Source organism: Cyanobium sp. Morenito 9A2 (assembly GCF_024345575.1).
Taxonomy (GTDB): Bacteria; Cyanobacteriota; Cyanobacteriia; order PCC-6307; family Cyanobiaceae; genus ATX-6F1.
Map to the genome: position 1 here is coordinate 53,486 of NZ_JAGQBJ010000015.1, position 11,119 is coordinate 64,604.

13 protein-coding genes are annotated in these 11,119 nt (G+C 68.0%); 4 read left to right on the top strand and 9 right to left on the bottom strand.

Annotated elements, in window-relative coordinates:
- Window positions 1-12 precede the first annotated feature (12 nt).
- The gene (locus tag KBY88_RS14495) at window positions 13-180 is read right to left on the bottom strand and encodes a hypothetical protein (protein ID WP_254940653.1); all 168 of its coding nucleotides are present in this window, start codon (window positions 178-180) and stop codon (window positions 13-15) included.
- Window positions 181-295: 115 nt separating this feature from the next.
- Here KBY88_RS14495 and KBY88_RS14500 point away from each other — a divergent pair, with 115 nt between their 5' ends.
- The 3 genes from KBY88_RS14500 (at window position 296) to KBY88_RS14510 (ending at window position 1,916) form a co-directional block, all read left to right on the top strand.
- Window positions 296-787 carry a hypothetical protein gene (locus KBY88_RS14500; RefSeq protein ID WP_254940654.1) on the top strand — a complete coding sequence of 164 codons (492 nt, stop codon included), beginning with the start codon at window positions 296-298 and terminating at the stop codon, window positions 785-787.
- A gap of 215 nt (window positions 788-1,002) precedes the next feature.
- Window positions 1,003-1,377 (top strand): hypothetical protein, encoded by a 375-nt coding sequence (locus tag KBY88_RS14505; protein ID WP_254940655.1) that lies wholly within the window; start codon window positions 1,003-1,005, stop codon window positions 1,375-1,377.
- Complete coding sequence (locus KBY88_RS14510) at window positions 1,374-1,916, top strand: hypothetical protein (RefSeq protein WP_254940656.1); 543 nt, start codon at window positions 1,374-1,376, stop codon at window positions 1,914-1,916. Before KBY88_RS14505 ends, KBY88_RS14510 begins: the two co-directional genes overlap by 4 nt.
- On the opposite strand, the gene KBY88_RS14515 is transcribed toward KBY88_RS14510, so the two are convergent.
- From KBY88_RS14515 to KBY88_RS14545, 7 genes are all read right to left on the bottom strand, one after another.
- Window positions 1,872-2,411 carry a YqhG/Tai3 family protein gene (locus tag KBY88_RS14515; RefSeq protein ID WP_254940657.1) on the bottom strand — a complete coding sequence of 180 codons (540 nt, stop codon included), beginning with the start codon at window positions 2,409-2,411 and terminating at the stop codon, window positions 1,872-1,874. The genes KBY88_RS14510 and KBY88_RS14515 overlap by 45 nt on opposite strands.
- Window positions 2,412-2,438: 27 nt before the next feature.
- Window positions 2,439-4,157, bottom strand: coding sequence for an urease subunit alpha (gene ureC, locus KBY88_RS14520; protein ID WP_254940658.1), 1,719 nt, complete (start codon window positions 4,155-4,157; stop codon window positions 2,439-2,441).
- Between the two features lie 6 nt (window positions 4,158-4,163).
- A complete protein-coding gene (locus KBY88_RS14525; protein WP_254940659.1) occupies window positions 4,164-4,481 on the bottom strand; it encodes an urease subunit beta in 318 nt (105 codons plus the stop codon).
- 6 nt (window positions 4,482-4,487) lie between these two features.
- The gene (locus KBY88_RS14530) at window positions 4,488-4,790 is read right to left on the bottom strand and encodes an urease subunit gamma (RefSeq protein WP_254940660.1); all 303 of its coding nucleotides are present in this window, start codon (window positions 4,788-4,790) and stop codon (window positions 4,488-4,490) included.
- 108 nt (window positions 4,791-4,898) lie between these two features.
- Window positions 4,899-5,738: an MOSC domain-containing protein gene (locus KBY88_RS14535; protein ID WP_254940661.1), complete on the bottom strand. Its 840-nt coding sequence runs from the start codon at window positions 5,736-5,738 to the stop codon at window positions 4,899-4,901.
- Window positions 5,739-7,574 carry a DUF2207 domain-containing protein gene (locus KBY88_RS14540; RefSeq protein WP_254940662.1) on the bottom strand — a complete coding sequence of 612 codons (1,836 nt, stop codon included), beginning with the start codon at window positions 7,572-7,574 and terminating at the stop codon, window positions 5,739-5,741.
- Complete coding sequence (locus KBY88_RS14545; RefSeq protein ID WP_254940663.1) at window positions 7,567-8,115, bottom strand: LemA family protein; 549 nt, start codon at window positions 8,113-8,115, stop codon at window positions 7,567-7,569. The genes KBY88_RS14540 and KBY88_RS14545 overlap by 8 nt, the downstream gene beginning before the upstream one ends.
- 149 nt (window positions 8,116-8,264) lie before the next feature.
- On the opposite strand from KBY88_RS14545, the gene KBY88_RS14550 reads away from it, so the two are divergent.
- Complete coding sequence (locus tag KBY88_RS14550) at window positions 8,265-9,110, top strand: GNAT family N-acetyltransferase (protein WP_254940664.1); 846 nt, start codon at window positions 8,265-8,267, stop codon at window positions 9,108-9,110.
- Window positions 9,111-9,541: 431 nt separating this feature from the next.
- On the opposite strand, the gene KBY88_RS16040 is transcribed toward KBY88_RS14550, so the two are convergent.
- The coding region (locus KBY88_RS16040) for an Ig-like domain-containing protein (RefSeq protein WP_261348886.1) at window positions 9,542-11,119 on the bottom strand (1,578 nt) is incomplete at its 5' end.

Consider the following 11,119-nt stretch of genomic DNA (forward strand, 5'->3'; position numbering starts at 1 on the left):
CGCAACAGATTCCTAGGGCTTCTTGATCCGGTAAGGCAGCGGTTCGGCGCCAACGTTGGCGGCTGTGCCGTAGGTGCGGCCATCGAAGCGGGCACGCAGGCGGTGGACCGCCCCCGAGGCCCGGCACAGGAAGGGGTGGCGTTGGGAGAGCAGCCGCCTCGGCACGGGGTGCAGGGCCAAGCTTCGGGCCCTGCCCTGGAACGGCCTGAGCGACGGAGTTGGCGGCCAATGTCCATCGGTGGGCCCATGGCCAGAATCGTCGTCGACCCCATCCCCTCCAAGCCGAGGAGTTCCCATGGCGTTTCAGTTCCCCCCTGCCCGCCGTCGCGGTGGACCGGCGCCCTGGATCACCTTGCTCAGGATCAGGGGCGCCACAAGCTGGCGGCCGCTGGGCCTGGCGTGGCTGCTCAGCCCGGTGGCGCTGCTTCCCGCCGGGGCCCAGGGGGCTCCCTTGCCCCAGCGGCTGGGGGAGTGCCGCCGCAGCAGCGTCAAGGAGGTGCTCTACCGGCTCAGCTCCACCGATGCCAACGGCGTCCTGATCCCCATGCCGGGGTCGGGCTCCGCCATCACCTTCAGCAACGGCGGCTACCAGGTCTCCTATGACACCGTGCCGGCGATCCATCGCAGCCGCGAGGGGGATGCGGTGCAGCTGTGCATGAGCTTCATTCCCGATTGCCGGCAGGCCGCGAAGGACGATCGGCGCGGACGGAGATACACCACGCGCAACCTGCGCACGGGCGAAGCCTGGACCCTTCCGGACAGCCAGCATGCCTGCGGTCGGGCCTGACCCGGGGCCGCACACCTTCGGTACGCTCGGCGGGGCCGCAGGGCTGGACGGTTGAAACGTTGGGGAACCGCTCCAGTGCACTGGCTGCTTCTTCTGGCGCTGCCCGGAGTCAGCGCTGCCCAGGCCGAGAGCTACGACCTCGAGCAACGGATGCGTGCCGCCGCCGGCACACAGGCACCTCCGGACCTGAGCACCGGTCTCCGTTCGCCCGCTGCGTGGCCGATCCCTCCGTGGGCCTCCGCCGGGCCGAGGCGTTCTTCGCGGCGCTGCCCCTGCCGCGCCTGTCGCCTTCGGGCGCGGCCTGGCTCGTGGTCCCCACCTGCCGTTGCCCGGCCTGCTTCGGCGGCCATGCGGTGCCCTTCTGGATCGTCGAGCGGCGCCCCGACGGGGTCTACGGCGAATTGATGGGTGGCGCCGAGGATGGTCTGGAGATCCTGGAGAGCCGCACCCTGGGCTACGCCGATCTGCGCACGCGCTCTGGGCCCCGCGGCCGCACCCTCTACCGCTTCGTTGGGGCCACCTACCAGCCCCAGCCCTTGGATCCAGGGCCGGCGGCGGAGCGTGGTTCTTTCCACGACGATCTGCAATGACCAGCACTGCCGCGGCCGCTTCAACGTTGCTGGTGGGGCTGTTTTACGCGTTCGCCGGTGGGGTGGCTGCCCGGGCGGTGATTCGAGACACCCTGCTCGATGCGGCTCTCGATGGCCTCGCGGCGCGGCGCCCTGATCCTTTGGTGCGGGAGCGGGCGCTCTGGCTGTTCACCGGTGCGGCGTTCGTGGGGGCGAGCGGCTTGCTGCTCGCCATCTCCAGCCTGCTGGCGGTGCCCGCGTTCCTGATCTCCTGCCTGGGGCAGGCGGCCCACTTCCTGGTGCTTTCGCCCCGCCGCTATGACCGCGAGGATCCCGTCGATCCCGCCGGCCGCCGCCGGAGCCTCCACGCCTTCAGGACCTATGGCCTGGCCACGGCGTTCGTGCTCTGGGCGGGCTGGAGCGGTGCCCTGCGCGCCCCTGGCAACGGCTCCCCCTGGCCCCTGGCCCTGGTGGCGGCGGCGTGGCTGATCGCCAGCGGCTGGGGGCTGGTGCAGCTACGGCGTGTAGACCGGGCCTTTCGTTCCGGGGGGGACCCATGAGGGGCTGCGCATGGCCAGGATCTGCCGCAGTTGACCGCTCAAGGTGCGGCGGGGGGTCTGCTCCGGCGATCCCTCGGGCGGGGGAAAGGTGATGTCGGCGAGGCGCCAGCGGCCGCCGGTGGCGTTCACCTGCACCTGGATGGCCTGGAGGCTGGCGGAGGCCTTGGAGCGCCCCACACGCACCGGAACCGACAAAACGGCCCGTTCCGGTGCCGTCAGCTGGCAGCCGGCGATGCGGAAGCCCAGGGCGCCCGCCTGGGTGCCCTGGAAGGGATCGGAATCCAGCACGCCGCTGCCGTCGTTGCGGGGAGATTGGAAGGGCTTGCTCGCTTCACTCAGCTTGGCGTAGAGCCCGGGCTCGAACCGCTCCCGTTGGCTCGGCAGGGAGCGAGGCCAGCGGTTCTGATTCTTGAGGTACCACCCGTAGACGTCCTGCACCACGGCGCTGGCCTGGGGCGGGCAGGCGGCGAGGGCCAGAAGCAGAAGGGCTTGCATCAGGGCAGGCTGCTCACAGCAGGCTGATCACAGCAGAAAATACCGCTGGGCCATCGGCAGCACCTCGGCCGGTTCGCAGGTGAGCAGCTCGCCGTCGGCGAACACTTCGTAGGTCTGGGGGTCCACCTCCACCTTGGGCAGGGCGCTGTTGTTGCGCATCTCAGCCTTGCCGATGCCGCGGGTGTTCACCACCGGCACGCAGGGCCGCCTCAGGCCCAGTTTCCTGGGCAGGTCAGCGTCGAGGGCGGCCTGGCTCAAGAAGGTGAGGCAGCTGGGGGCGAGGGCGCCGCCGTAGGCGGCGAACATGGGCCGGCCGTGCACGGGGCCAGGGGTGGGAATCGAGGCGTTGGCATCGCCCATCTGCGCCCAGACGATCGAACCCCCCTTCAGCACCAGCTCTGGCTTGACCCCAAAAAAGCCGGGTTTCCAGAGCACCAGATCGGCCAGCTTGCCCACCTCCACCGAGCCGATCTGGCTGTCGAGGCCGTGGGCGATGGCGGGGTTGATCGTGAACTTGGCCACGTAGCGCCGGATGCGCGTGTTGTCGTGGCGGCCACCGGCGGCCGCATCCTCCGGCAGGGGGCCGCGCTGCACCTTCATCTTGTGGGCGGTCTGGAAGGTGCGGGTGATCACCTCCCCCACCCGGCCCATGGCCTGGGAGTCGCTGGCGATGATCGAGAAGGCGCCCAGGTCGTGGAGGATGTCTTCGGCGGCGATCGTCTCGCGGCGGATGCGCGATTCGGCGAAGGCCACATCTTCCGGGATCGATGGATCCAGGTGGTGGCACACCATCAGCATGTCGAGGTGCTCCTCGAGCGTGTTGCGGGTGTAGGGACGGGTGGGGTTGGTGGAGCTGGGCAGCACGTTGGCCTCGCCGCAGATCCGGATGATGTCGGGGGCATGGCCACCGCCGGCCCCCTCGGTGTGGAAGGTGTGGATCGTGCGTCCGCCGATAGCGCGGATCGTGTCTTCCACGAACCCCGCTTCGTTGAGGGTGTCGGAGTGGATGCAGACCTGCACGTCGAACTGGTCGGCCACCGACAGGCAGCAGTCGATCGCTGCTGGCGTGGTGCCCCAGTCTTCGTGGAGCTTGAGACCGCAGGCGCCGGCGCGGATCTGCTCTTCGAGGGCCTCGGGGGTGGTGGCGTTGCCCTTGCCGAAGAAGCCCAGGTTCACCGGCAGCCCTTCGGCTGCCTGGAGCATGCGCGCCAGGTGGAAGGCGCCGGGGGTGCAGGTGGTGGCGTTGGTGCCGGTGGCCGGACCCGTGCCGCCCCCCAGCAGGGTGGTGACCCCGCTGGCCAGGGCGGTTTCGATCTGCTGGGGGCAGATGAAGTGGATGTGGGTGTCGATGCCGCCGGCGGTCACCAGGTGGCCTTCGCCGGCGATCGCTTCGGTGCCTGGCCCCACGATGATGTCGATGCCATCGCTGATGTCGGGGTTGCCGGCCTTACCGATCGCGCAGATGCGGCCGTCGCGCAGGCCGATGTCGGCCTTGACTATCCCCCACCAGTCGACGATCAGGGCGTTGGTGATCACTGTGTCGACGGCTCCCTCGGAACGGGGGGTCTGGGCCTGGCCCATGCCGTCGCGGATCACCTTGCCGCCGCCGAACTTCACCTCATCGCCGTAGGTGGTGAAATCCTTCTCCACCTCCAGGATCAGCTCGGTGTCGGCGAGCCGCAGGCGGTCGCCCGTGGTGGGGCCGTAGGTCTCGGCGTAGGCCCGCCGCTGCATCCGATAGGCCATGGCTGCTTACTCCAGGGGTCCGTTGATCAGGCCGTTGAAACCAAAGACGCGCCGGGCGCCGGCGTAGGGCACCAGCTGCACCTCGCGGGCATCGCCCGGTTCGAAGCGCACCGCCGTGCCGGCGGGGATGTCGAGCCGCTGGCCGCGGGCGGCGTCGCGATCGAACACCAGCGCTTCGTTGGCCTCGTGGAAGTGGAAGTGGGAGCCCACCTGCACGGGTCGATCGCCGCGGTTGGCGACCTGGATCGTGGTCACAGGGCGACCGGCGTTGAGCTCGATCACGCCGGGTTCGGGAATCAGTTCGCCGGGGATCAGGGGGGGCATGGGCGCTCAGCGAATGGGGTCGTGGAGGGTGACGAGCTTGGTGCCGTCGGGGAAGGTGGCCTCCATCTGCACTTCAGGAATGAGCTCCGGAACGCCTTCCATCACCTGATTGCGCTTGAGCCAGGTGCTGCCATCGCGCATCAGCTCGGCGACGCTGCGGCCGTCGCGGGCCCCCTCCAGGATCAGGAAGCTGAGCAGGGCCACCGCCTCCGGGTGGTTGAGCTTGAGGCCGCGGTTCAACCGCCGCTCCGCCAGCAGGGCGGCGGTGACGATCAGGAGCTTGTCCTTCTCCTGGGGGGTCAGGTGCATGGGTGCTGGCGTGCCGACTGCACTCTGGCAGTGGTTGGGCGTGTGGGCGCGTTCAGGGGGAACGGTTGTGACGACTCCTCTGAGATTTCCTGGCGCTGTTGCTCCCCCTCAGGAGCCCTCGGCCTCCAGCCAGACGGGATCCCCCAGGTGCAGGCGGCCCCCACGGAGCACCGCCAGGCGCACACCGGCGATCACGTTGTTGTGCCGGGCCGTGGTGCGCAAGATGTCCAGGTCCTGGGGCAGACCCGGCTGGGCCAGGGTCGTCATCACGCAGCGGGTACAGGGCGAGGTCACCTGGAGGCGCACCGAATCGCCGATGGCCAGGGTGGAGCCCACCCAGGCCTTCTCCAGGAAGCCATGGGCCGCGGGGCCCGTGTCGATCACCAGGTTGGGGCGAAAACGGCGCCCGTCGTAGGCGCCTGCGGGGTGCAGCTCCTGGAGCCTGGCCAGGGTGGCGGTCGTGATCGCATGGAGGCTGCATGCATCAAAGAACGTGCCGGCGGGGAGGGTGATGCCGGTGACCACCTCCCGGCGGGCGATGCCTTCCACCGTCGGCCAGTAGTGCTCGATGCGGGCGGCCTCCGGTGGGGTCGAAATCAGGGTCACCTCCCGCCCCAGGGCAGCCGACAGGTGCTGGTTGGTTTCGGCCCCGTCGCTGGGGAGGGTGTGCCCCTCGGGGGTGCGAATCGCCACCGGAGGCAGCGCCCCATCGACCTCGGGCGAGGTGACGTAGGAGGCCTCGAAGCCCAGCAGCGGCGCCCAGGGGCGCGGGTTCTTGGCGCTGGCCACGTTGCCGCTGCGGACATCCAGCAGGGCATAGGAGCGATCCCCCAGCAGCCCCCGTTCGTTCACCGTGGAGGTCTCCACGGCCTGGCCGCCCATCGACTTGACCGGGTAGCGCCAGAGCGCGGTCAGCGTGCCCACCCGTTGCCTGGTGATGGGATTCATTCAGAAGCCTCCACCACCACCGCCGCCGTCGCCGCCTCCGGAGCTGCCCCCTCCGGAGCTGCCGCTGGAGCTGCTGGAGCTGCTCGGCGACGAGGCCATTGCGCTGCCGGTGGAGCTGCAGCAGTCGTCGAGGCTGGAGCCGAAGCCGTTGATGTCGAAGCGCTCGCCCGTGCCCACGTACCAGCTCGGCGGGGCCTGCATGATGCCGACGAAGGCGTTGGCCCACTGGCGTGTCAGCCCCGCCACCATCGCGTAGGGCAGAAAGCGCTCGAACAGTTCCGGCGTGAGAATCACCTGCTTGAAGCGGGGGGCCTCGACCCGGAGCAGGAACTCCTGGAAGCCCAGGGTCTGGCGTAGCACCTCCACCCCCCGCAGGGTCCGGCTCGGCATGATCCAGGCGAAGAGGATGATCAGCAACACCGTGGCCCCGAGGCTCAGGGCGGTGAGCAGTGGATCGGCCGCCCACTGCAGCTGGGCGATGTCGGGGGGGAGCAGCAGCAAGGCCAGCAGAATCAAGGCCACCGCTCCCAGGAGGCCGGCGGCGAAGCTGAGGCCCCGCACCGTGCCGGGCCAGGAGTGGTAGAACCCGTTCGTCAACACCGCCTTCTGCACCAGGCTTTCAAAGCCCGAAACGTGCACGTAGAAAGAGTCGCGCAGGTCGTCGGTGTCGACGCTGGTGCCGATCTCCCGTGACGGGAACAGGTGTTCGATCAGGTAGGCCTCGTGGGGGGCCAGGGCCTTCCACTGTTCGGTGGTGGTGAGCAGGGTGAAGAGGTAATGCTTCTGGAGCGGCAGGAACGCCAGCTTGTGCTGCTGCTGTTCGATCCGCAGGTGCCCCTTCACGGCCAGATCCACCAGCGTCGCCCCCAGCGCCACGCTGTCCACGTTCTCCTGCACGAGGCTGCCCAGCACCGCCGCCGGCAGGCCATGGGGAGGTTCGTAGGCCACCGGCACGGATCCCAGGGCCGGATCGCGGCCGATGCGCCACCAGGTCGAGCCCAGGATCAGGGCGGTGCTGAGTGGCAGCAGCAGGACCAGCCGCGCTCGCAGCCAATGCAGGGCCATCTCCACTGGCGTGGGCGGTGCCACCAGCCCCTTGTCGAAGCCCACCGCCAGGGTGAGGCCCTCGCCGTTCTCCAGGCGCCGGGTGCTCTCGGCCGACACCTGCCGCGCTCCCACCCGCAGGCGGGCGTCCTGGCCCTCGGCTCCACGCTCGCCCGTGTACACCGAGGCGTGCACCCCCTTCACCCCCTCGGGCAGCAGCACGCGCGCGCTGACCCGATCGATCGGGATCTCCCAGTCGTTGCCGGTGACGTTCCAGTTGAACTCGTCGTGGTCGGGGTAGAAGCGCACGCCGTTGCGCACCCGATAGCTCAGAACGACCGTGCGCGTGGCGTCCGCGGCCCCGGGAACAAACAGGCGGAGCTCGATGTCCCTGCCCATCCGCCGGGTTTCGCTGCGGTAGGGCGTGCCGTCGCCGCCGGTGACCGATTCCACCTGGAGCCCCAGCGGTTCGAGCCCCCCGGGGCGATGCGCCAGCAGCGGGATCTGGCGGCGGATCCCGTTCCACGATCCCTGGAAGCGGGCGGTGAGGGTCTCCCGCACCTGGACCGATCCGTCGCGCTCCACCACCGCGTCCATCTGGAAGTTGGCGAGCTCCAGCGACCGCTCCGCCGCCGCCCGCGCCGCCCCGCCGCCCCCTGGGGCCAGCAGCAGCAGGGTCAGTCCGAGGCCGAACACCACGGCCAGCATCACGACCCGCGCTCGCCAGGCCGATCGCCGCCTTACCCGTCCCATCGCCAACCGCCGCCAGGGCGCTCGCCTGGCCTCAGCCACCGAAACTGACCTTGGGCACGGCGGCCTCGGCGCGATCCTCCAGCTCGAAGAAGGCCCGGCGCTGGATCCCGCATCCCTGGGCCACCAGGTTGGAGGGGAACTGCACGATCGCGGTGTTGAGGTCGCGCACCACGGCGTTGAAGTAGCGGCGGGCGTTCTGCAGCGCCTCCTCGATCCGGCCCAGGTCGTCCTGCAGGGCCCGGAAGCTCTCCACCGCCCGCAGGGCCGGGTAGGCCTCCGCCAGGGCGAAAAACTGGCCCAGGGACGCCCCCAGTTGCTGTTCCGCCTGCTGCTGCTGGGCTGGTCCGCGGGCGGCGATCGCGGCGCTGCGGGCCTCGATCACGGCGCGGAAACTCTCCGTCTCATGGCTGGCGTAGCCCTGCACCGTTTCCACCAGGTTGGGGATCAGGTCGTGGCGGCGCTTGAGCTGCACGTTGATGTCGGCCCAGGCGTTGTCGGCCTGCACGTTGAGCTGGGCCAGGCGGTTGTAAACCACGATCAGCCCCAGGGCCATGGCGATCGTAACCAGCGCCAGTGCCATGGTTTCCCCCTCCCGCAGGAAGGAAGCCTAAGGCGACGATTTGGATGGCCCCGCCGGTACTGGCGACGCCCCGAAGGTGACCTCTTCGAACCTGGCCGCCCTGCCCGTCGAGAGCGTCTCAGACCGTGGCTGAATTCCTGATCCGCCCCATGGCCGCTTCCGAGCTGCCCCTGGCCCTCGACTGGGCGGCGGCCGAAGGTTGGAACCCAGGCCTGCAGGATGCCGATTCCTTCGTTGCGGCTGATCCTCAGGGTTTCCTGCTCGGCCTGCGCGGTGGGGAGCCGATCGGCTGCATCTCTGCCGTCCGCTACGGCGACAACTTCGGCTTCCTTGGCTTCTACATCGTGCGGCCGCTCTGGCGGGGTCGGGGCCATGGGCGGCAGCTCTCGAACGCCGCCCTGGAACGCCTGGAGGGTCGCACGATCGGGCTCGATGGTGTCGTCGCCCAGCAGGCGAACTACCGCGCCTCTGGATTTCAGTTCGTGTTCCTCAGCCTTCGCCACCAGGGGCCCGTTGCCGCAGCCGGACCCCGTGACGGCGAAGCGGGCGCTGTGCATGGCGACGGCATCGTCGCGCTGGCCTCGCGCCCCTTGCAGGAGCTGTTGGCCTATGACGCCCCATTTTCCCCTTCCGGCCGCGCGGCCTTCCTTTCGGCCTGGCTGCGCCAGAGCGGCAGCCAGGCCCTCGGCCTAGTGCGGTGCGGGGTGCTGGCGGGCTACGGCGTCGTGCGCCCCTGCCGCGAGGGCTTCAAGATCGGACCGCTCTTTGCCGACGATCCCGAGGCTGCCGAACACTTGTTCCGGGCCTTGCGTGCCCAGGTGCCCAGCCCCGGGCCCCTGATCCTCGACACACCCGTTCCCAACGGCGCGGCACTGGCGTTGGCGGCAGCCCATGGCCTGTTCCCCGTCTCTGAGACCGCCCGCATGGTGCGCGGCCCCGCCCCGGCGTTGCCCCTGGAGCGGTTGTTCGGCCTGACCAGCTTTGAGCTCGGTTAGGGAAATTCCTGTGGCTGCCGCCAGGTAGGTGACGCCACAGAGGGTGATGTCATCGGTGGGTTAGATGTGCAGCGCCTGGCTAAGTTTTTAATCCTGCTTGTTGTCCTCGTATGTGAGCGGCCGCCTGGGGGGCGGAGTTTGTTGTGCAGGCCTTCCAGATCCAATTCCCGGAAAGCTGGCGCAACTTTCCGACGGTCTCCCCGTCAGCCCTATCTGCAGGGCGATGGCTGTGTTGGCCTGATCGGATCTTCGGGCCAACACGATAGAGACCAGAGGCTCGATTGAATGCGGCAGTGAGCGAGAACAAGCGAGGGTCTGCAATGACTCAATCTCGCCCTCTGCAAAGACAAGCTAATGCAATGGATAGCTGAGCGCCATAGACCACTATAAGGAAAACCCGCGATGTTATTTGTCATTGATGATTCGGAACACTAGGTGATGGCGAACTGTCCACTGGTGAGCGCAAGGCCTGGGGTCAACTGCGCAAAAGCGATGGAGGCTCCTGCACTGTTGCCATCGGCGTCATAGGAAAGAAGACCAGTGGCGCTGTCATATAGGAGGTGCTGGGCGCTTGTGGCGGCGGAAGCTCCGATAGCGAATGCGTTGGCCGCCAGGGTGCCTGGTGTGCTGAAGGCGGTGAACACGGCGTTCTCCAGTTCGATGCTGTCGCCATCGGCGATGGAGAAATCAGTGATCGGGTCCCGGTTGGTGGTGGCATTAAGCGGGCTAGAGAAACGGAAACGATCGGGACCGGAGCCGCCGGTGAGGGTGTCGTTGCCACTTCCGCCAATAAGGGTGTCGCTGCCACTGCCGCCGTTGAGAATGTCGTTGCCGGAGAAACCATAGATCAGTTGATCGCTGGAGAAGCCCTGAATGGTGTCGTTTCCGCTCGTGCCTAAAATGATCTGAGTGGAAGATGTGGCGCGGTTTCCTGCCAAGTCGGTGACGACCAAGGACGTGAAGTTGACAGATCCTTGGGCAGTAACGGAGATAATTTTGGAGGAATTGCTGGCGAGGTTTGTGGTAAACAGTGACCCTCCGCCAATGGGCTCGAGAGTGGCCGTGCTCGCGGAATCGGCGATGATTTGGAAGCCAGAAGCATCAGTGGCGATCGGTCCTGTTGTGATGGTCGGCGCTGCCGTATCAAGAACAAAGGTGCGCGCAGCCGAGGCAGTGCCGAGATTGCCTGCGGCATCAGCGACGCGGGCGGTGATGGAGTAGTTGGTGCCTGCTGTGGCGGGGAGTGTGGGTGTGTAGGACCAGGTGAGCGCAGAGTTGTTGACGGTGGCGCTGCCCAACAGGGTGCTGCCATTGAAGAGGCGGAGGGTTTCGCCACTCACCAGCGCGGCAGAGAGGGTGCCGGTGATGGTGGGGGTGAGGTCATCGGTGCGGCCGCTGGGTGCAACGACGCCCTGGATGAGTCCGATGTTGTCGGTGACGGCGGTGATCAGTGCCTTGGTGGTTGGTGCTGTTGTATCAAGAACAAAGGTGCGCGCAGCCGAGGCAGTGCCGAGATTGCCTGCGGCATCAGCGACGCGGGCGGTGATGAAGTAGTTGGTGCCTGCTGTGGCGGGGAGTGTGGGTGTGTAGGACCAGGTGAGCGCAGAGTTGTTGACGGTGGCGCTGCCCAACAGGGTGCTGCCATTGAAGAGGCGGAGGGTTTCGCCACTCACCAGCGCGGCAGAGAGGGTGCCGGTGATGGTGGGGGTGAGGTCATCGGTGCGGCCGCTGGGTGCAACGACGCCCTGGATGAGTCCGATGTTGTCGGTGACGGCGGTGATCAGTGCCTTGGTGGTTGGTGCTGTTGTATCAAGAACAAAGGTGCGCGCAGCCGAGGCAGTGCCGAGATTGCCTGCGGCATCAGCGACGCGGGCGGTGATGGAGTAGTTGGTGCCTGCTGTGGCGGGGAGTGTGGGTGTGTAGGACCAGGTGAGCGCAGAGTTGTTGACGGTGGCGCTGCCCAACAGGGTGCTGCCATTGAAGAGGCGGAGGGTTTCGCCACTCACCAG

Coding starts and splice junctions, on each gene's coding strand:
- KBY88_RS14535 (WP_254940661.1), bottom strand. CDS start 5,738: ATGAATCCCATCACCAGGCAACGGGTGGGCACGCTGACCGCGCTCTGG.
- KBY88_RS14500 (WP_254940654.1), top strand. CDS start 296: ATGGCGTTTCAGTTCCCCCCTGCCCGCCGTCGCGGTGGACCGGCGCCC.
- KBY88_RS14525 (WP_254940659.1), bottom strand. CDS start 4,481: ATGCCCCCCCTGATCCCCGGCGAACTGATTCCCGAACCCGGCGTGATC.
- ureC (WP_254940658.1), bottom strand. CDS start 4,157: ATGGCCTATCGGATGCAGCGGCGGGCCTACGCCGAGACCTACGGCCCC.
- KBY88_RS14545 (WP_254940663.1), bottom strand. CDS start 8,115: ATGGCACTGGCGCTGGTTACGATCGCCATGGCCCTGGGGCTGATCGTG.
- KBY88_RS14515 (WP_254940657.1), bottom strand. CDS start 2,411: ATGCAAGCCCTTCTGCTTCTGGCCCTCGCCGCCTGCCCGCCCCAGGCC.
- KBY88_RS14510 (WP_254940656.1), top strand. CDS start 1,374: ATGACCAGCACTGCCGCGGCCGCTTCAACGTTGCTGGTGGGGCTGTTT.
- KBY88_RS14550 (WP_254940664.1), top strand. CDS start 8,265: ATGGCCGCTTCCGAGCTGCCCCTGGCCCTCGACTGGGCGGCGGCCGAA.
- KBY88_RS14530 (WP_254940660.1), bottom strand. CDS start 4,790: ATGCACCTGACCCCCCAGGAGAAGGACAAGCTCCTGATCGTCACCGCC.